Below are 18531 nucleotides of genomic sequence, written 5' to 3' on the forward strand. Positions count from 1 at the left end.
GGGATTCCCGGGGCCGCCCTCGCGTTGTGTTCCAGGCCGCGCGCTGCGCCGGACTCCGTCCGGCGGGCCTCCGGGCCGGGCCGGTTTACGGCTCGAACTTGGCCCCTCCCCCGTGCGCACCTCGCACCGATCGGCCCTAGCGGGCCTCACGGGCTTCGGCGCGCTGCGCCGGACTCCGTCCGGCGGGCCTCCGGGCCGGGCCCGTTTACGGCTCGAACTTGTAGCCCAGGCCGCGCACCGTCACCAGGTAGCGCGGGGCGCCCGGGTCCGGCTCGATCTTCGCTCGCAGGCGCTTGACGTGGACGTCGAGGGTCTTCGTGTCGCCCACGTAGTCCGCGCCCCACACGCGGTCGATCAGCTGCATCCGGGTCAGCACCCGGCCCGCGTTGCGCAGCAGCATCTCCAGCAGGTCGAACTCCTTCAGCGGGAGGTCCACCTTGCCGCCGCCGACCGTGACCACGTGCCGGTCCACGTCCATGCGGACCGGGCCCGCCTCCAGGGCCGCGGGGGTGACCTCCTCCGGCTCGCCCCGGCGGCGCAGGACGGCCCGGATCCGGGCCACCAGCTCGCGCGACGAGAAGGGCTTGGTCACGTAGTCGTCGGCCCCTATTTCCAGGCCGACGACCTTGTCGATCTCACTGTCCTTGGCGGTGACCATGATCACCGGGACGTTGGAGCGGCCGCGCAGCTGGCGGCACACCTCCGTACCGGGCAGTCCCGGCAGCATCAGGTCGAGCAGCACCAGATCGGCGCCGTTCCGCTCGAACTCGTCGAGCCCCTCGGGCCCCGTTGCCGCGATGGCGACCTCGAATCCCTCCTTGCGGAGCATGTACGACAGCGCGTCACTGAACGATTCCTCGTCCTCGACGACCAGAACTCGGGTCACGGAAGGACCTCCGGGGCAGAAAGTTGATCATTAGTGAAGGTCTCGTACGGTCGGTCGCCGTCCTCCCCATCGAGGTCGGATCCGGAATCGTACGGCTCACCCGGCCCACCGGCCGAGCGATCCCGGTCCCGAGCCGCACCGGCCTCCGGGAGCCTCAGGGTGAACGTGGAGCCCTGTCCCTCAGCGCTCCACACCGTGACCTCCCCGCCGTGCGAGGCGGCCACATGCTTGACGATGGCGAGACCGAGTCCGGTTCCGCCGGTCTGCCGCGAACGGGCCGGGTCTACCCGGTAGAACCGCTCGAAAATCCGCTCGCGGTCCTTTTCCGAAATGCCGATCCCCTGGTCGGTGACGGCGACCTCGATCAGATCGCCGCCCGTCGCGGGGATGCGGCGGGCCGCGATGCCGACGCGGGTGCGGGCCGGGCTGTAGTTGACGGCGTTCTCGACCAGGTTGCCGAGGGCGGCGGCCAGCTGGCCCCGGTTGCCCCACACCCGCAGATCGGCGGTGCCGCCGGTGGCCATCGTGATCTGCTTGGTGCCCGCCTGATGGCGGCAGCGGTCGATGGCCTCGGCGACCAGCTCGTCCACCCGGACCGGCTCGGCGTCCTCCAGCGGGTCGTCGTTCTGGACCCGGGAGAGGTCGATCAGCTCCTGGACCAGGCTGGACAGCCGGGTCGCCTCGACCTGCATCCGCCCGGCGAAGCGGTTGACCGCCTCCGGGTCGTCGGACGCATCCATGACGGCCTCGGAGAGGAGGGAGAGCGCGCCGACCGGGGTCTTCAGCTCATGGCTGACGTTCGCGACGAAGTCGCGCCGTACGGCCTCGATCCGGCGGGCCTCGGTGAGGTCCTCGACCAGCAGCAGGACCAGCCGGGAGCCGAGCGGAGCCACTCTGGCGGACACGGCGAGGGCGTCGCCCCGGCCGGTGCCGCGCCGCGGCAGGTCCAGCTCGATCTGCCGGATCTCGCCGTCCCGCCGGGTGTCGCGGGCCATCGCCAGCATCGGTTCGACGGCCAGCTTGCCGCCGCGCACCAGTCCCAGTGCGTACGCGGCCGAGCTGGCCTTGACGACGGCGTCCGCCTCGTCCAGGACGACGGCCGAGGAACGCAGTACCGAGAGCACGGTGTCCACGCCGGGCGGCAAGACGGCATCGGTATGCAGGGATGAGCGCGTAGGCTTCGCCTGTTCGCGCTCGCTCCAGCGGAACGCCAGCATGGCGATGACACCGGTGCACAACCCGGCGAGCGCCGCCACTGCGGCGATCGCCGCGTTCACGTTCATGCATCCAGGTTATGCGGGCGGGGAGCGGCCTCCACAGCCCCGCACGGGATCCCTCGAACAGACGTTGCCGAGAGTTCACCGTCAGGTTGGCGCCGGTTCACTCCCGACGCCTCGGCGGACCCCCGCCGCACGGGGTGGCGTGGGGAGCGTTGCCGAGAGTTCACCTGGACGTCCGGGGTGGTTAACCGTGGGGCGCCGAGCCGGACGCGTTCCGATCCGAACGTGGCAGGGTGGGGCACACGAGTCCACGAAGATCCGTCAGCGAGAGTCAGTGAGAGAAGGTCAGTGATGCGCGACGCGTACCACGAGGAGCTGGATTCGATCGGGGAGGGCCTGGTCGATATGGCCCGGCTCGTCGGTTCGGCCATCGGCCGCGCCACTACATCCATCCTGGACGCGGACCTGAAGCTCGCCGAGAGCGTCATAGCCGCCGATGAGAAGGTCGACGATCTCCAGCGCGACCTGGAGAACCGAGCGATAGCTCTGCTCGCCCGGCAGCAGCCGGTCGCCACCGATCTGCGGATCGTCGTCACCAGCCTGCGCATGAGTGCCGACCTCGAACGCTCCGGTGACCTGGCGCAGCACGTCGCCAAGCTCACCCGGCTCCGTTTTCCGGGCAAGGCCGTACCGGGCGACCTCCACGCCACCATCCTGGAGATGGGCCAGCTCGCGCAGCGGCTGATGGCGAAGGCGGCCGAGGTCATCGTCACCAAGGACGTCGACCTCGCCGCGCAGCTGGAGCAGGACGACGACGCGATGGACCTGCTGCACCGCACCCTCTTCCAGCACCTGATGGACGACCGCTGGAAGCACGGCATCGAGACGGCCGTCGATGTCACCCTGCTGGGCCGCTACTACGAGCGGTTCGCGGACCACGCGGTGTCGGTCGCCAAGCGCGTCATCTACCTGGTCACCGGCGAGTACGCGGACGAGATCGCCCAGGACGGCGCCCAGCAGGCCTGACGCCCCGGGGTGCCGCAGCGCCGACGGCGTGCGGCGACGGCGTGCAGCGCGACGGCGTGCCTCCGCGCGCCGTCGATGCGCCCCTGTGGGCGGGCCGTGGACCGGGACCATGAGCAGCAGTGACCCCTCTCCGAGGAGGCGACTCATGGCGGACATCACCCGTCGTCCCGAACCCCATCCCACCCACCCCGTCGGCGCCTGCGGCTGCGGCTCGGGCTGCGGCTGCGGCTGCCAGTCCGGCGGCTCCTGCTCGTGCGGCGGCAACTGCGGCTGAGCTGATCCGAGGAGCGGGGCCCGGGGCCGTATCGAACGGCCCCGGGCCCCGTCCCGTCTCCCCTCCCCGAGGTGCGAGCGGCAGTCCCTGCGGCGAGCCTGGTCATATGAACGATGGGACCCCGGCCCGGCCGCGCGTAGTGGTGGAAGAGCCACACGACGGCCGCCGCCGTGTGCGAATCGACGGCCAGGACGTGGGCGTCGTGGTGAACGCCGACGAACTCCGCGGCCTCCTGACCCGCGCGGGCCTGACCACCGCCATCGACGACCCTCGCCAGATCGACTGGCAGGGCGGCGGCCCGGACGACTGGCCCGCCGCGTAGGCCCTGAGCGCTTCTCAGGCGTTCTCAGGCGTTCTCAGGCGTGCTCAGGCGTTCGAGGACCGGCGCGTCAGTTGCTGGATGTGGTAGTGCTGAACCCGCGCCGTGCGCTGCAGGGCCATCACCGCGATGAGGAACTGATCCATCTCGGTGGCCCGGGTGAGGATATCGTCGGGCACGTGTTCGTCCCGCAGGCAGGCTTCCGCGTCCTGGCTGAGCACGGCCCGCGCCCAGCCATGGGTGATCGGCTTGAACAGGCCCGGGTGGTTGGCCACGATCCGCGCCCGGATGGCCAGATCGTTCTCGGCGGCCTCCACGTGCAGCCCCGTGTCCTTGTTACGCGCCCCGAACAGCGGCTCATGGATGTGGTGGGCGTCGAAGCCGTGCTCGACACAGCCGACCCAGAAGTCCCAGTCCTCTCCGGCCCGCATGCTCTCGTCGTAGCCGCCGACGGTCTGCCACACCTCCCGGCGGAACAGCGAGCAGTAGAACATGATCAGCCGCTGCAGCATCAGTTCCCGGCTGTAGGCGGGGAGGGACATCGCCTGCGGGGGCAGATCATCGTCGGTGAAGGTGAAGACGTCCGTGGAGGCGATCGCGATGCCGGGGTCGCCGTCCAGGACCGCGACGGTCTTCTCCAGCATCGTGGGAGCGATCACGTCGTCGGCGTCCAGCGGAAGGACGTAGCGACCGGTGGCCGCCTCGATCCCGGTGTTACGGGCGGCCGAGACGCCGCCGTTCGCCCGCTGGACGAGGCTGATCCGCCGGTCGGGGTGGCGGGCGATCAGGGACCGGGCCACCTCGACGGTGTTGTCGGTGCTGCCGTCGTCGACGATGAGCAGCTCCCAGTCCGGATAGGTCTGGGCGAGGACGCTGGCCACGGCCTCGGGCAGATAGCGGGCGTAGTCATGGCAGGGGATGACCACCGAGACCACGGGGTCGGGGTTGTGTGACATGCGCGGTCTTTCGGCTCGGGGCGGGTGTGGGCATGAGAGTGGGGCACCGGCCGTCCCCCGGGGGCCACTTCCGCGGGCCCACGGCCGGGCGTAGCGACGGAGTCGTGCGCTAGCTGTGCTCGCGCTCCGCGCGGTGGTGGCTGAACCCCTGGCTGAACCCCTGCTCACGTCCGGGGTCCTGATCGGTCACGCAGATCCACCCCCAGTCGGGGATGGTGACGTTGCCGACGTTGCAGCAGTGCCCGTAGTCCGTGATGGTGATGTTGCCTACGGGCGGGCAGCAGTGCCCGTAGTCGGTGATCGTGACGTTGCCTATCGGCTCGCAGGGGTGCATGGTCCCGGGAGTGAGGGTGGGGTCGTCGCCTATCGGCTGTCCTGCGGACCCGTACGCCGCCGTCCCTGTCTGCGCGTCCGGAGTGATGGCGGCGTAGGCCGCCTCCGCGGTGCCGAGCAGTCCGGCCGTGGCCAGCGCGGCAGGCAGAGCCAGTGAGGTCATGACACGGGATTTCACGGTGGCACCTTTCTTTTGGGTGCGGTGCGGGAGAGCTGCCCGGACATACCGGTGTAGACATACCGGCGTATTTCATGACAGGGGCAGCAAAGCCACCGTAAGTTTTGTCACTCCATGCGTCAAAACGATTACTCACTGTGCGTGACAGCCAGGGTGGCGGGCTTCGGCTGGGATGCGCCGTGGTGCGGATGAATCACTTCCAGATCGGGCAGAGCCCAGCAGGCGGTTCCCATGTCCAGGGCCATCGCGGCCAGCCCCTCGGTCTCGATGAACTGCCGGTAGGGGAAGGACGGGAAGTTGAGGCCGTCGCGGTGCAAGTCCGCACGGACCAGCAGCGCGGTTCCGCCGACCGAGTCGACGCGGACGAGTCCCCGGCCGCGCAGCTCGTCGAGGTACGTCCGGCCGAACCCCCTGGGCGGCTGAAGGATGCCGTCGCGCAGCCACTGCGTCCAGTTGAGCGCGCCCGCTCCGGGCTTGAGGACGAAGGTGTTGAGGTCGTACGTCGGCCCGCCGGGTGCGGTGGCGCAGTGCGGGACGACGATGTCCTTGCGCGCGCCGAGCAGGCGCTGGATGAGGTCCGCCGGGTAGCCGGTGACGTCGACGTCGAGCCACAACACCCATTCCTCATCTGCGCCTGCGCCCCCGTCGGACAGGGCTCGGGTGAGGAGATGGTTGCGCACCTTGGCCAGCACCGACCGGCGCCGCCGCTGGACGCCCTGCTCCCAGCGGGGTCCGGCCAACTGGAGTCCGTAATCGCGGTGGACGAGGGTCACCCGCCGGAACTCCGCCTCGATGGTGGGCAGGACCTGCCGCAGCAGTTCCGGGGTCGCGTCCCTGCTGTCGCCCTCCAGCAGGCCCAGCGAGATCGCCTCGCGCGGGTAGTCCAGCGCGCGCAGACGGTCCAGATAGCCGGGCAGGAACGCGGCCGCGTCCTTGAGCGGCGTGAGCACCAGCACGCGGGGCCGCTCGCTCGCCGGTGCCACGGCGGCGGGCCCGGGGACCGGCTGCGGCTGCCGCTCGTACGTCTCGGGGACCTCGGGGGTCTCGGCGTGCGCGATGTCCCCCGGTTCGAGCGGCAGCCGGGCCGCCATGGCGAGCAACTGCTCGGCGTAGGGGCCGGGTTCGTCCCACGACTGGGTCGCCACCTGGAAGTGCTCCGCGAAGTGCGACTCGTCGAAGGTGTTGTTCCCGTGGCATACGTACGTGTACAGGGCGGGCGCGTCCACCGAGACGACCCGGCAGCCGCGGACCAGCTCCTCGGCCACCGGGGTGTCCTCGCCACGGCGCTCGGCCGGATAGCGCGGCAGCCGGTCCTTCGCGCACACCATCGACCCTTCCCAGACCCGCGCGCAGGAGATGGCGAGCTTGCGGCGGGCGGGCCACCACAGCCGCTCACGGGCGAGGAAGCACGCGTCGGCGCCGAGCGCGAAGATCGCCGCCATCTGGGCTTCCACCCGCTCCGGGTCGTACAGATCGTCGTCGTCCCACTGGCATACGTACGCCCCGGTGGCCCGGTCCACCGCCTCGTTGCGCAGCTCCCCCAAGGTCCGTCGCTCCGGGGGCAGCCGGTGATGGCGGATCCGCGCGTCGCCCAGTTCACGGATGTGCTGCTCCAGGGCGTCGTCGGTGCCGTCCTCCAGCACGACCAGCTCCAGGTTCGGGTAGGTCTGGGCGGTGAAGCACCTGATCGCGCGGCGTGCCGTCGCCGAGCGGTCCTTGGTCACCATCAGGCAGGACACGGTCGGCGCCGCCGCCCCCGACGCCCAGCGGTTGCGCTGCGCCTCCAGACTGAGCAGCCCGTCCGCGACCGGCTGCCGCTCCTGGCTCGCCCAGAACGGCAACCGCCTGCCCGCCGAGACCCTCGGCGCGCTCGCCGTGTCGCAGGCCCAGCTGCCCGACCAGTGGTGCACGGCGTAGGCACGGCCGTAGTCGGCCTCCTGCGGACCGAACAGCTCCGTCGCGTACGGGCTCACCTCCGGATACAGAACCTCCGGGCCGACCACCGTGATCGACTCCGGCTCCGGCGCACTGTCGACCGCCCTGGTGAGGAAGAACGGCCCGGTCGTATCGAGCGTCCCCGGCAGCTTGTGGGCCCCGACCAGCCGTCGGTGCACATGGGCCGCCCAGAAGGGATGCCCCGGCCGCGACGCGATGAACGCGTTGCCGACGATGCGCGCGAATCCGCGCTGCCGGGCCAGCAACAGGCGCGTATGCACCTCGGGTTCACACCCGAGGACGAGTTCGCGCCCGTCGAGGAGTTCGGAGACCGGCTTCAGGCACTCGAAATCCAGATCCACGTAGAGCCCGCCGAAATGGTCGAGCAGAAAATAACGGATCGCGTCGGCCCGCATGATCGGTTCGGGATAGCCGTCGTAGACCGGCAGGAACCACGGATAGTGCTCCTGAAGAAAGGCCCGATTATCCGCATCCGTCCACAGCCGATACCCCCAACCGGGGTGGTGCGCCCGCCAGGACTCGGCCCACGTCTGCCAGGCCGGGGGGAGGTCGGCGTCTTTCCAGGTCTGGTGAATCAAGGGCGGAATTGTCTTTTGTGCAGTCATTAGCACAGTATGTCCAGCTCCCCGCCAAGCCGGATATCCGGCGTTGCCCGGCGCCGGATACCTTCACCCGAACGGCGGGCTCGGCGCCTCGGGCACCGCGTAGCCCCTGCGGGCCCCAAAGCACACCCGGCTCAACGGCCTGTGGAGAGCATCCAGATCGCGACGGCCGTGAACGTGACGCCCATCCCGAGAGGAAGCACAATGCTCCACAGTCGCTTTGAGGCGAGGTCGAGTCGTGCGATCTTCGGGTTGCCGGGCAGGTAGATCACTGGGGCATTACGGCCGACGGGCAGGCCCTCGACCCCGGATACGTTGGCCTGGAACTCGTGCCGATTTCCCTGGGCATCAACGAAGTTGACCACCGCGAAGTCGTTGGTCGTCTTCCCCGGGCCCTTCGTCTTGTGGTGGCGGACCACCAGGCCGTCGGTGCGGTTCCCTTCACGTTGGAGGCGGTTCCGGTGCGCGGCCTCCCAGATGCCGAGTCCGATGAGGACGGGACCTGCCAGTAGCAGCACCGGCAACCACAGGGTCATCTCTACGCTCAAATCCTCTTGGTTCGTCGAGCGAAGGTGAACGGATCATTCGCTTCCCTTGGGGTGCGAACGATCCGTTCATCATCCGCTCCGCAGGTCACACGCTGGGGGCTCAGGTCACGCGCCGAGCGTCCAGCAGGCTCCCCGCATCAATCAGAAGACGCGCAGCGTATACAGCCCCTTCTCGTTCAGATTACAAACCCATCCGTCGGTGCGTGGGGAACCGAGGTAGAACAAGAAGCTACCCATCGCGTTGCACTGGGCCTTGGTCTTGAAGTTCGTACCCACGATCGCCTGCGCTCCGACAGTGGTTTCCGTGTGCTGGGCGGACGCCGATGCGGTGCCCGCACCCGCCATTCCGATCGCCGCCACGCACCCGAGTGTGATCAATGCCTTGCGAAGAAACACGCGTTCCCCCCTAGAAGTCGATTGCAGCAGACAGCGATGGCCGCCCACTGCTGAGTTCAGTTCGCGGTGACCACAACAGAACATCACGTAGATCCGCCGGGATCATCAGTCAAAATTGTTCTGAACCATGCGCCCGCCCGGCTACGCGCTGGATGTTCCGAGCCACCTGCCGGTGCGCGACGAGCTTGCCGTCGGCTCTGGCGGCCACCGGCCTGCATGAGCGGGCCCAGTACCATCGAACGAATGCGTTCTGATCCCGCAATCCCTCATGGCGCTGAGCGGAGCGTGGCATCAAGTGGAGGTTCGATGGAGATCCGCCTGCTGCGCTACGTGGTGACTCTGGCCGAGGAACTGCATTTCGGGCGGGCGGCCCAACGGCACCACATCTCGCAGCAGCCCTTCGGGCAGTACATCCGGCGTCTCGAACGCGAGGTGGGGACTGCGCTGTTCGAGCGGACCAGCCGACGGGTGACCCCGACCCCGGCGGGTGTGCGGTTCGTGGCCGAGGCCCGGGTGCTGCTCGACGCGGTGGATCAGCTCGCCGAGCACGCCAGGTCCGAGGGCGTGGAACGGGACGGGCGGACGCTGCGCCTCGGGGTGCTCGGATTCGGAGCGGCACAGAGGTGGGATGACCTGCGTGAGGCGCTGAGGGCTCAAGTGCCCGGGCTGCGCATCGATTACGTCGACCTGGACTGGGCCACGCAATTCAGCGCCGTACTCGACCACACCGTGGACGCCGGGATCATGTGGCACGCCGGTCCGATGGAAGGGTTGCGGTCCGACGTCGTCCTGTCGTCACCCCGCGTCGTGGTGGTGCCCGCCCGGTCGCTGCTTGCCGACGCCACCTCGCTGACCATGGACGACGTCGCAGACGGGCCATGGCTGGCGACTCCGCCCCTGAGCCCGGTGATGCGCGAATGGCTCGGACCCGCCGTCCAGCCGGGGCCGAACGCACCACTCGTCCGTCATCCGGCCGTCATCCCGACCGCCGTCGCCACCAGCGGATACATCGCGCTCGCACACGAGGAGGCACGCGACTTCTATCCGCGCCCCGACGTACGGTTCGTTCCCTTGGAGGGAGAAGCCCCTCAGATCGCCGTCGTCACACGAGCCAACGACGAGCGGCCGACCATCGCCGCCCTCCGGCGAGCGGCGCACTTCGCTCAGTCGGACGCGGCCGCAGCCGACCCGAGGTGCTGAGGGCCCACAGTGGGCCCAGGCCGTGAAAATGCCCCCGATCCGCGCCATACGCGCAGTTCGGGGGCATGATCACAAAGGTTACTTCTTCTTGCCCTGGTTCTTTACCGCCTCGATCGCGGCCTTCGCCGCCTCCGGGTCGAGGTAGGTGCCGCCCGGGTTGAGGGGGCGGAAGTCGGCGTCGAGTTCGTAGGAGAGCGGGATGCCGGTGGGGATGTTGAGGCCCGCGATGTCGGCGTCGGAGACGCCGTCCAGGTGCTTGACCAGGGCGCGCAGGGAGTTGCCGTGGGCGGCGACGAGGACGGTGCGGCCGCTCAGGAGGTCCGGGACGATGGCGTCGTACCAGTACGGGAGCATGCGGACGACGACGTCCTTGAGGCACTCGGTGCGGGGGCGCAGCTCCGGGGGGATGGTGGCGTAGCGCGGGTCGGCGCTCTGGGACCACTCGGCGCCGTCCTCGAGCGGGGGCGGCGGGGTGTCGTAGGAGCGGCGCCACAGCATGAACTGGTCCTCGCCGAACTCGGCGAGGGTCTGGGCCTTGTCCTTGCCCTGGAGGGCGCCGTAGTGGCGCTCGTTGAGGCGCCAGCTGCGGGCGACCGGGATCCAGTGGCGGTCGGCGGCCTCCAGGGCGAGCTGCGCGGTGCGGATCGCGCGCTTCTGGACGGAGGTGTGGACCACGTCGGGGAGCAGGCCGGCGTCGCTCAGCAGCTCACCGCCGCGGACTGCCTCCTTCTCGCCCTTTTCGTTGAGGTTCACGTCCACCCAGCCGGTGAACAGGTTCTTCGCGTTCCACTCGCTCTCGCCGTGGCGGAGGAGGATCAGCTTGTACGGTGCGTCGGCCATGCGGTCGAGCCTACTGGACGGGTTCGGGGCGGTCGGTTGACGGACCTGGTCAATTGAGTGGCGGTGGGGGGCGTGGGGTCGTAAGTTGCGAGGGCTGTCAGCGCCTCTTACATGGGGGTGCTCATCCGTGGGGGGTTCGCGATGTCCGTCGTCCGGTGGAGATTGGCTGCGAAGGAGAGCGTTTCGGGGTTGCCCCGGGCGTTCTGGTGGTTGTGGACCTCCACGCTGGTGAACCGGCTGGGCGGGTTCGTGGCCACCTTTCTTGCCATGTACCTGACGGTGGAGCGCGGCTACTCGGCGACGTTCGCCGGGCTGGTCGGAGCGCTGCACGGGCTGGGCGGGGTGGTGTCGGCGGTGGTCGCGGGGGTGCTCACCGACCGGCTCGGGCGGCGGCCGACGCTGCTGGTGGCGCAGGTGTCGACGGCGGTCACGGTGGCCGTGCTCGGCTTCGTGCAGCATCCGGTGGCGATCGCGGTCATGGCCTTCCTGGTGGGCATGGCCACCAACGCGTCGCGGCCCGCGGTGCAGGCGATGATGGCCGACATCGTCGCCCCCGAGGACCGGGTGCGCGCCTTCTCGCTCAACTACTGGGCGATCAACCTGGGGTTCGCGTTCTCGGCGATGGCGGCGGGGCTGATCGCCCGGAACGGCTATCTGACGCTGTTCCTCGCCGACGCGGGGATGACGCTGCTGTGCGCGCTGATCGTCTTCGTCAAGCTGCCGGAGTCCCGCCCGGAGGGGGAGAGCGCGGGGCGTGGGGAGAACGGGAAGGGGGCGGTCGGGCTCGGGACGGTGCTGCGCGACCGGCGGTTCATGACCCTGGTCTCGCTGACGTACCTGCTCGCGACCCTCTTCCAGCAGGGCTACGTGGCGCTGCCGGTCGCGATGGGCGAGGACGGGCTGTCCAGCACGGACTTCGGGCTCGCGATCGCGACCAACGGGGTGCTGATCGTGTTCCTCCAGCTCCCGGTCACGCGGTTCATCGAGCACCGGGACCCGGCGCGGCTGCTGGTCGTCGCCGCGCTGCTGACCGGGTACGGCTTCGGGCTGACCGCCTTCGCCGGGTCGGTGGGGATGTACGCGCTGGCCGTGGCCGTCTGGACGCTCGGCGAGATCATCAGCTCGCCGACCCAGATGGGGCTGGTGGCCCGGCTCTCACCGGTCCACGGGCGCGGCCGCTACCAGGGGATGTACGTGCTGGCGTGGTCGCTCGCCTCGCTGACCGCGCCGCTGGCGGGCGGCGCCGTGATCGACAGCTACGGGGCACCCACGCTGTGGGCGGCGAGCGCGGTGGTGGGCACGGTGGCCGCGATCGGTTACGCGGTGCTGGGGCGGCGGCTCGGGGACGACGACGTACCGGAGGCGGGCGTACCGGAGGCGGGCGTACCGGAGACGGGCGTACCGGAGGCGGACGTACCGGAGACGGGGGAAGCGGTGGGGATGGAGCGCGCGCGGGTGGCGGGCTGACCTGCGGGGGCGTACGGGCGCGGTGCGCAGCGCGGGGGTCCGCGCACCGCGCCCGTACGTCAGCACCGTCACCGTCACCGCAGGGCGCGCTGCGCCTCGTACAGGTTGCGGGGGCGGACGGACTCGGGGTGGGCGTAGGACTCCAGGCGGGTGTGGAGGGGGCCGGGGAAGTCCGGTACGTCGGTCTGGCCGAAGTCGCGGACCTCGCTGATGCCGACCGTCGCGCTGTACGGGGCGATGCCGTCGATCCTGACGCAGCCCGCGCGCTGATTGGTGACGGTGACGTTCCAGTGGGTGAACCGGGCGCCGTACAGCGGGCCCGCGACCGCGTCGCCGCCGTGGGAGCCGGTGTTGTCGACGGTGATCTCGGTGCGGACATTGGCGAACGGCATCCCGCGGTGGGTGTCGAAGGTGCCCATCTCCATGTGGCCGCGTGACCAGACGTTGTAGCTGGACAGGCCCTCGACGTTGATGCCGTGCAGCTGCGTCCCGGCGGGCGCGGGCACGGTGCGGCGCGCGAGGACGAAGTCCTCGACCAGGTTGTCGTGCGAGCCCTCGCGGCAGCAGTACGGATGGTGGCTGCCGCGCCCCGAGACGGTGACCCGGCGCAGGGTGCAGGCCTTCGCGGCGACGAGCAGGAAGCCGTTGTCGGCGTTGTGGACGGTCACATCGTCGACCCAGCAGTCCCACGCGCATTGCAGCGCGACGCCGTTGTAGCCCTTGTCGAGCAGGTGGGGGGCTTGGGGAGTCTCGTCCACGCGAAGGGTCAGGCCTTCGACTCCCGCGCCGGTCACCGGGCGGACCAGGGTGGTGAACCTCGGCTTCCACGCGGGCCGGGCGTCGAGCGGCAGCGGGCGGTCCAGGGTCACCCGGCGGCGGCGCCGGTCGACGGCGGTGATGCGGCACGGCCATTCGTACGGGACGTACGAGGTCAGCTTGGTCTTGTCGGCCCAGGGGTACGCGGCGGCGCCCTCGACGTCCCCGGCCATGTGCTGGAGCAGGGTGTGCGCGCCGTCGTCCGCGAGCTGGAACAGCACCCGGTCGCCACGGCGGAGGGCGGCGGTGCTCGCGACGGGCACGGTCCGGTCGCCGCGCCGGGCGGGGCGGTCGACGGCGGCCAGCGTGCGCCACTCGTCGCGCCGGTTGCCGGTCCAGCCCTCGAACGGCCACGCCTGGGCGCGGATCGCGGCGGTGAGGGAACGCCAGCGGGCCTCCGGGCACACCCAGATGAGGCCACCGGCCCAGGACCAGGACGACTTGGTGCCGCCGTACCGGCTGCCGTACGGCCCGATCAGCTCGGTGAGGTGGCGGGTCGCGTGCAGCGTGGTCCGCCCGCTGCCCGCGCCGCGCAGCACGACGTTGTCGTAGCCGATGCGGATGACGCCGTCGACGCGGTACGTCCCGGGCGGCACGACGACCGTGCCCCCGCCGCGCCGTCCGACGGCCTCGATGGCGCGGTTGATGGCGGGGGCGGCGTCGGCCGAGCCGTCGGGGCGGGCGCCGTAACGCCGTACGTCGGCGGCGACGGGGTAGCGGGGCAGCTCCGCGCGCCCGCCGAGGAATCCGGCGCGGCCGACGTAGGGGATCTGGGGGTGGCGGTACGGGTCGGCGCGGAACTCGCGCCAGAGGTCCGGTGGTTGTCCGGCCGCCGCGGCGGGGGTCGTGCTCAGCAGCCCCACCGCGGTGCCCGCCGCCGCGCCGAGAACCGTGCGTCTGCCGAGAGCCGTGCGTCTGCCGAGAGCCGGGCGTCTGTCGATTTCCCTGTCCATGAGGCCCACACCTTCCATGGATGTGAACGCCGTTCAGATGAGCGACGGCGTGAGCATGCCATGGGGTCGGCGGGTGCGGAAGGGGGTGGGAGGGCGTGGGAGGGCGTGAGAGGGGCGGAGAGCCGGTCAGGGGCGTTCCGTCGCGAGGCCCGTCGACACCAGCGCCGGTCGCCCTTCCCCGTCCACCAGGTCCGCCAGCGCCTCCACATACGCGCCGACGCCCGGGTTCCAGCCCACATACGTGGCGAAGTCGACCACGTGCGCGAGACGCCTGAGCGTGGCGACCCGGCCCAGAAGGGCGAGGTCCGGCGCGTCGTCGCGCGCCTCCAGCAGGGCCGCCGCCATGGCGTCGAAGGGCGGCAGCTCCGTCCGCCGCCCGGCCGGAACGTGACGGCGCCCGATGTCCGCCATCTCGGCCAGCTCACCGATGAGCCAGCCCGGGTCGAACTCCCACGGCCCCAGGGACAGCGTCTCCCCCGTCAGCAACACGGCGCCGGGCCCCGAACCAGGCCCGTCCGGGTCCGGCACCGGCACCGGCACCGACACCGGCACGACCAGGCCGAGCGACGGCTCACCGTGCAGCAGCACCGGCCGCCGGTGCGGTTCGGTCAGCTCCCGGCACCACTCGCGCAGCACGTCCAGGCGTGACGCACCCAGCCGGGAAGCGCACAGCGCGTGCAGCCGGGCCGAACCTTCCCCGTCTCCGCCCGCCCGCAGCCAGTGGACCAGGCGCGACAGGGCCGGGGGCGCTCCCGAGACGCCCGGGAACGCGGGGCGGCTCGCGGCGAGATCGCGCAGAGCACGACCGGCGGCACGCATGGCGGCCGTGGCCGGTTCCGGTGCTACGGGGCCCTGGCCGGGCGGCCAGACGGTGTGCGCCAGAGACCGGTCGGCGGGAGCGACGTAGTCGACGGTGTGCCCGCTCCGGGTGCCGAGCAGCACGTACGGGCCCACTTCGGGTGCGACGGGAGCAGCGTCCGGAACGGGGCCCGCCACCAGCCGCTCCCTGCTCCACCGGAAGCGGCCGTCCTCCCGCGACGTGATGCGGGTACGCAGCTGCCGGGTGCCGTACTCGCGGGCCCCGGCCGCCCCGGGCTCCTCACTCACGCGTTCGTGCCCTCCAGCTCCGCCCGCTTCCGTTCCAGGCGCTCCAACACCACCGGCAGCGGTGGTGGCGCGGCGCCGTCCTCCCGCCCGGTGGTGACGCTGCGTCCCGGCACGGGCGGGATGACTGTGACGCTCCTGCGGGTCTCCAGCGTCGCCAGATGCCCCTGGTACGCGTCGCTGTCCTGACCGCCCGGCGGCAGCGCCGGGGCGATGGCGACGGGCGCGCGGGTGCACTGGAGGGCGAGGGTCACGGGCGTGTCCGTGATGCCCAGGGCGAAGCGGCTGACGAAGTTCATGGTCGCCGGGTACACCGCCACCGCGTCGGCCCACTCGGCGAGTTCGACGTGGAGCGCCCCCGGCTGCGGCCCGTCGGGCCAGGCGTCGAGCAGTACCTCGCCTCCTCCGATGGCGGTGAGCGCGGCACGGGAGACGAAGCGCTCGGCGCTCCGGGTGATCACCGTCCGTACGTCGAGCGCGGGGTACGAGGCGCGCAGCCAGGTGGCCCATGTCGGCAACAGGGCGACGTGCACCGCTCCGGTGCAGACGAGCAGCAGCCGGTCGGCGCCGAAGCGCGGTATGGCGACCGGGGCGGGGCCGGTGGAGCCGACGGTCACAGCTCTTCTCCCTCAGGGGCGGGGGTACGGGGTGTCGGGCGGTATCCGAAGGGGGCCAGCGGGCGGGACAGGGCCTCCACGTCACCCACGACGACGCCGTGCGACGGACCGGCGCCGAAGATCTCCGCCGCGACGGCCGCGACATCGGCCGGGGTGACCTCCAGCAGGGCGCGCGGATAGCTCTCGATCCAGTCGAGGTCGATTCCCCAGCAGCTCAGCGAGGAGATGAGGTTGGCGAGGTCCGACTGGGACGCGGTCGCCATGAGGAGCGAGCCACTGAGGAAGCGTCGCGCGCTGTCGACCTCGCGCTCGTCCGGAGGTTCGGTGATCATGCGCCGCATGGCCGCCTCGGTCCGGGCGACCACCTGCTCGGCGGCGGCGGTGGCGCAGACGGCCTCCACCACGATCGACATCTCGCCGAGGGTCCGTTCGAAGCGCGACTGGGCGTGGTACGTGAGCCCTTCCCGTTCCCTGATGTCCGTCACGAGCCGGGACGAGAAGTACCCGCCGAACACCGCGTTCGCCACCGCCTGTGCGGGGTAGCGGGGGTCCTGCGGGCCGAGGGCGGGCAGGGACATCGCGATATGCGCCTGCACCGCGTCGGGCCGGTCGACGAGAACCCGGCGCTCCGGACGGTCCGCCGGGGCAGGGGCACGGGGTGGCGCGGCCGGGCGGCCGGACCAGTCCGCGAGCGCCCGCTGTACGGCGTCGGCGGCGGCCTCGCCCTCGGTGTCACCCTCGACGTCCCCCACGACCAGCACATCGGCCCGGTCCGGGACCAGGATCCGTTCATGAGCCTTACGCACGTCCTGTGCGGTGAGCCGGTGCACCACGTCGGCGGACGGCAGTTCCTCGAAACAGCCCAGCCGCCCGTACCGGCCCTGGTTGAGCGCACGCAGGACGGTCCGGCGCGGCTGGGCCCGGAGGATCCCGGCCGCCTCGGCGATCCGCCGCACTTCCTGCCGTACCCGCTCCTCCGCGTAGTGCGGACGGCGCAGCCGCTCGGCGAGCAGGCCGAGGAGCGCGGGCATCTCGGCCGCCTCGCAGTGGCCCGCCAGGATCAGCCACTCCGTGGTCCGCGCGGTCTGGAACCGGCCGGTGGCGAGTGCCGTGTCCCAGGAGACCTCCCGGTCCCCCAGCCGCGCCGTCCCCGCGAAGAGGACGGCGGACAGCAACTCGGCCACCGCCGTCTCCTCGGGGCCGGAGGCCACGAAGGGGAGCTGGACCCGCACCTCGACCGTCGACGCGCCGGAGACGGGGACGGTGACGATCCTGGGTCCCCCGCGCGGACGCCGTTCGACGGTCCGGGGGAAGGACAGCGCGTCGGGGGCCCCGAACGGCGGGAGCGGCCGAGGGCCCCCGCCGCCGTCCGCTATCTCCTCCGCCCGCCGATAGGCGCCGGACGGCATCAGCATCGGCTGTGCGTCCGTCATACCGGGGTTGCCGCTCATGCCGGGGTTGCCGCTCATGCCGGGGTCGCCGCTCATACCGGGGTCGCCGCTCATGCCGGGGTTGCCGCTCATACCGGGGTCGCCGCTCATACCGGGGTCGCCGCTCATGCCGGGGTCGCCGCCTTTCCGGGACGTACGGTGAGCAGCGCCGGAGCGCTCCCAGCCAGGTCCGCCGCCGCGCCCCGGATCGCTTCGGGAGCGAGCGCCCGCAGCCGCTCGGGGACGGTGTCCACGAGCGCGGGGTCGTCGTGCAGCAGCTGGTACGCGCCGAGCGCCCGGGTACGGGCGAGCAGGTTGTCGTGGGTACGGCGCCACCGCGCGGCGAGTCGGCCCGTCGCGTCCGCCAGTTCGCCGCGCGGCGTGCCGTCGGCGGCCAGGGCGTCCAGCGCGCCGCGCGTCAGGACCGGGAGCAGCTGGTGCGAACGCTCGGGATGGCGCGCGGTGATCACGAACGTATCGGGGTCCCTGGCGTCGAACGGACCGAAGAAGCCGCACTGCGCGGCGACCGCGGTGAGCCGGGCTCCCGCCGCGTGGGCGCGGTGCCGCAGGCCCAGCGGGCCGTCACCGGCCAGGAGGTGTGCCAGCACCAGGTGGGACAGATAGCCGTCCCGGTCCGGGTCCGTGGCGGTGCCGGGGAGCCGGTGGCCCAGCGCGGTGGCGGGCAGCGGAGCGTGCCGGTCGGTGTGCTCGTGGTGGACGGTCTCCGCCGGACGCGGCTCCGCGAGGTCCTGGGGAGCGGCCGCCGGGCGCGGCGGTATGTCGCCGAAGTGACGGTCCACCAGGGCGCGGGTGTGCTCGGGGTCGATGGCTCCGGCGATCGTGAGCACCGCGTTGCACGGGGTGTAGTAGGCGTCGAAGAAGGCGGCGCAGTCGTCCGCGGTGGCCTGGCCGAGGTCGCTGAACTCGCCGTATCCGTTGTGGGCGTTGGAGAACTTCCGGTAGAGCGCCGCGGGCAGGACCGTCCAGGGAAAGCCGCCATAGGCACGGTCGTGCACATGGAGCCGGATCTCCTCCTTGACCACCGCTGTCTGGGTGGCCAGCGCCTCCTCGGTGAAGCGCGGGGCGCGCATGCGGTCCGCTTCGAGGAACAGCAGTCGCTCCAGGGCCGAGGCCGGGGCGATCTGGTAGTACTCCGTGTAGTCCTGCCGCGTCGAGGCATTGGCCGCGCCGCCGGAACTCTGCACGATGCGGATATGTTCCGAGCGCGCCACATTCGCGCTGCCCTGGAACATCAAGTGCTCGAAGAGATGGGCGAAACCGCCGCGGCCCGCCGGTTCCGAACGGAATCCGACACCATAATGCACGCTGACGGCCGTGAGCGGGGTGAGCGGCCGGTGACAGAGAACGACCCGTAGCCCATTGGGCAAGGCGTAGCGGAAAAACGCGTCC

General features: G+C 71.2%; 19 protein-coding genes. 5 read left to right on the forward strand and 14 right to left on the reverse strand.

What is annotated here, in order from left to right; translation table 11 throughout:
* Positions 1-205: 205 nt before the first annotated feature.
* Entirely contained in the window at positions 206-886 is a 681-nt protein-coding gene (locus ACWC5C_RS07210; RefSeq protein WP_009716928.1) for a response regulator transcription factor, read from the reverse strand.
* A complete protein-coding gene (locus tag ACWC5C_RS07215; protein WP_385445589.1) occupies positions 883-2169 on the reverse strand; it encodes a sensor histidine kinase in 1287 nt (428 codons plus the stop codon). The genes ACWC5C_RS07210 and ACWC5C_RS07215 overlap by 4 nt, the downstream gene beginning before the upstream one ends.
* Before the next feature lie 288 nt (positions 2170-2457).
* Between ACWC5C_RS07215 and phoU the strand changes: the two genes are divergently transcribed.
* From phoU to ACWC5C_RS07230, 3 genes are all read left to right on the forward strand, one after another.
* Positions 2458-3132, forward strand: coding sequence for a phosphate signaling complex protein PhoU (gene phoU / locus ACWC5C_RS07220; RefSeq protein ID WP_450874483.1), 675 nt, complete (start codon positions 2458-2460; stop codon positions 3130-3132).
* Between the two features lie 145 nt (positions 3133-3277).
* Complete coding sequence (locus tag ACWC5C_RS07225) at positions 3278-3406, forward strand: hypothetical protein (protein ID WP_385445587.1); 129 nt, start codon at positions 3278-3280, stop codon at positions 3404-3406.
* A gap of 106 nt (positions 3407-3512) precedes the next feature.
* Positions 3513-3728, forward strand: coding sequence for a hypothetical protein (locus ACWC5C_RS07230; protein WP_450874484.1), 216 nt, complete (start codon positions 3513-3515; stop codon positions 3726-3728).
* 44 nt (positions 3729-3772) lie between these two features.
* Here ACWC5C_RS07230 and ACWC5C_RS07235 read toward each other — a convergent pair whose 3' ends face one another.
* The 5 genes from ACWC5C_RS07235 to ACWC5C_RS07255 all read right to left on the reverse strand — a co-directional run bounded on the left by ACWC5C_RS07235 (position 3773) and on the right by ACWC5C_RS07255 (position 8658).
* On the reverse strand, positions 3773-4681 hold the full coding sequence (locus ACWC5C_RS07235; protein WP_450874485.1) for a glycosyltransferase family 2 protein: 909 nt from the start codon (positions 4679-4681) through the stop codon (positions 3773-3775).
* Positions 4682-4790: 109 nt separating this feature from the next.
* Positions 4791-5177: a hypothetical protein gene (locus ACWC5C_RS07240; protein ID WP_450874486.1), complete on the reverse strand. Its 387-nt coding sequence runs from the start codon at positions 5175-5177 to the stop codon at positions 4791-4793.
* Between the two features lie 143 nt (positions 5178-5320).
* Positions 5321-7726: a glycosyltransferase gene (locus ACWC5C_RS07245; RefSeq protein ID WP_450874487.1), complete on the reverse strand. Its 2406-nt coding sequence runs from the start codon at positions 7724-7726 to the stop codon at positions 5321-5323.
* 158 nt (positions 7727-7884) lie between these two features.
* Entirely contained in the window at positions 7885-8286 is a 402-nt protein-coding gene (locus tag ACWC5C_RS07250) for a DUF3592 domain-containing protein (RefSeq protein ID WP_450874488.1), read from the reverse strand.
* A gap of 153 nt (positions 8287-8439) precedes the next feature.
* Complete coding sequence (locus ACWC5C_RS07255) at positions 8440-8658, reverse strand: hypothetical protein (RefSeq protein ID WP_450874489.1); 219 nt, start codon at positions 8656-8658, stop codon at positions 8440-8442.
* 342 nt (positions 8659-9000) lie between these two features.
* Between ACWC5C_RS07255 and ACWC5C_RS07260 the strand changes: the two genes are divergently transcribed.
* Positions 9001-9894, forward strand: coding sequence for a LysR family transcriptional regulator (locus tag ACWC5C_RS07260; RefSeq protein WP_450874490.1), 894 nt, complete (start codon positions 9001-9003; stop codon positions 9892-9894).
* 78 nt (positions 9895-9972) lie between these two features.
* On the opposite strand, the gene ACWC5C_RS07265 is transcribed toward ACWC5C_RS07260, so the two are convergent.
* A complete protein-coding gene (locus ACWC5C_RS07265; protein WP_450874491.1) occupies positions 9973-10734 on the reverse strand; it encodes a phosphoglyceromutase in 762 nt (253 codons plus the stop codon).
* Between the two features lie 107 nt (positions 10735-10841).
* A complete protein-coding gene (locus ACWC5C_RS07270) occupies positions 10842-11003 on the reverse strand; it encodes a hypothetical protein (RefSeq protein WP_385445637.1) in 162 nt (53 codons plus the stop codon).
* Between ACWC5C_RS07270 and ACWC5C_RS07275 the strand changes: the two genes are divergently transcribed.
* On the forward strand, positions 10984-12201 hold the full coding sequence (locus ACWC5C_RS07275) for an MDR family MFS transporter (RefSeq protein WP_450874710.1): 1218 nt from the start codon (positions 10984-10986) through the stop codon (positions 12199-12201). The genes ACWC5C_RS07270 and ACWC5C_RS07275 overlap by 20 nt on opposite strands.
* 74 nt (positions 12202-12275) lie before the next feature.
* On the opposite strand, the gene ACWC5C_RS07280 is transcribed toward ACWC5C_RS07275, so the two are convergent.
* The 5 genes from ACWC5C_RS07280 to ACWC5C_RS07300 all read right to left on the reverse strand — a co-directional run bounded on the left by ACWC5C_RS07280 (position 12276) and on the right by ACWC5C_RS07300 (position 18446).
* Positions 12276-13970, reverse strand: a complete 1695-nt coding sequence (locus tag ACWC5C_RS07280) for a glycosyl hydrolase family 28-related protein (protein WP_450874492.1) — start codon at positions 13968-13970, stop codon at positions 12276-12278.
* A 126-nt stretch (positions 13971-14096) separates the two neighbouring features.
* On the reverse strand, positions 14097-15077 hold the full coding sequence (locus ACWC5C_RS07285; protein WP_450874493.1) for a hypothetical protein: 981 nt from the start codon (positions 15075-15077) through the stop codon (positions 14097-14099).
* On the reverse strand, positions 15074-15691 hold the full coding sequence (locus tag ACWC5C_RS07290; RefSeq protein WP_450874494.1) for a flavoprotein: 618 nt from the start codon (positions 15689-15691) through the stop codon (positions 15074-15076). Before ACWC5C_RS07290 ends, ACWC5C_RS07285 begins: the two co-directional genes overlap by 4 nt.
* Positions 15688-17250 (reverse strand): insulinase family protein, encoded by a 1563-nt coding sequence (locus ACWC5C_RS07295; protein WP_450874495.1) that lies wholly within the window; start codon positions 17248-17250, stop codon positions 15688-15690. Before ACWC5C_RS07295 ends, ACWC5C_RS07290 begins: the two co-directional genes overlap by 4 nt.
* Positions 17247-18446 carry a M16 family metallopeptidase gene (locus tag ACWC5C_RS07300; protein WP_450874496.1) on the reverse strand — a complete coding sequence of 400 codons (1200 nt, stop codon included), beginning with the start codon at positions 18444-18446 and terminating at the stop codon, positions 17247-17249. Before ACWC5C_RS07300 ends, ACWC5C_RS07295 begins: the two co-directional genes overlap by 4 nt.
* Positions 18447-18531: the final 85 nt, after the last annotated feature.

This window comes from Streptomyces sp. NPDC001700 (assembly GCF_053596435.1).

What these genes read in the sequence shown, in the direction of transcription:
- ACWC5C_RS07215 (WP_385445589.1), bottom strand. Translation starts at nt 2,169, where the DNA reads ATGAACGTGAACGCGGCGATCGCCGCAGTGGCGGCGCTCGCCGGGTTG.
- phoU (WP_450874483.1), top strand. Translation starts at nt 2,458, where the DNA reads ATGCGCGACGCGTACCACGAGGAGCTGGATTCGATCGGGGAGGGCCTG.
- ACWC5C_RS07225 (WP_385445587.1), top strand. Translation starts at nt 3,278, where the DNA reads ATGGCGGACATCACCCGTCGTCCCGAACCCCATCCCACCCACCCCGTC.
- ACWC5C_RS07230 (WP_450874484.1), top strand. Translation starts at nt 3,513, where the DNA reads ATGAACGATGGGACCCCGGCCCGGCCGCGCGTAGTGGTGGAAGAGCCA.
- ACWC5C_RS07235 (WP_450874485.1), bottom strand. Translation starts at nt 4,681, where the DNA reads ATGTCACACAACCCCGACCCCGTGGTCTCGGTGGTCATCCCCTGCCAT.
- ACWC5C_RS07240 (WP_450874486.1), bottom strand. Translation starts at nt 5,177, where the DNA reads ATGACCTCACTGGCTCTGCCTGCCGCGCTGGCCACGGCCGGACTGCTC.
- ACWC5C_RS07250 (WP_450874488.1), bottom strand. Translation starts at nt 8,286, where the DNA reads ATGACCCTGTGGTTGCCGGTGCTGCTACTGGCAGGTCCCGTCCTCATC.
- ACWC5C_RS07260 (WP_450874490.1), top strand. Translation starts at nt 9,001, where the DNA reads ATGGAGATCCGCCTGCTGCGCTACGTGGTGACTCTGGCCGAGGAACTG.
- ACWC5C_RS07265 (WP_450874491.1), bottom strand. Translation starts at nt 10,734, where the DNA reads ATGGCCGACGCACCGTACAAGCTGATCCTCCTCCGCCACGGCGAGAGC.
- ACWC5C_RS07270 (WP_385445637.1), bottom strand. Translation starts at nt 11,003, where the DNA reads ATGGCAAGAAAGGTGGCCACGAACCCGCCCAGCCGGTTCACCAGCGTG.
- ACWC5C_RS07280 (WP_450874492.1), bottom strand. Translation starts at nt 13,970, where the DNA reads ATGGACAGGGAAATCGACAGACGCCCGGCTCTCGGCAGACGCACGGCT.
- ACWC5C_RS07295 (WP_450874495.1), bottom strand. Translation starts at nt 17,250, where the DNA reads ATGAGCGGCGACCCCGGTATGAGCGGCGACCCCGGTATGAGCGGCAAC.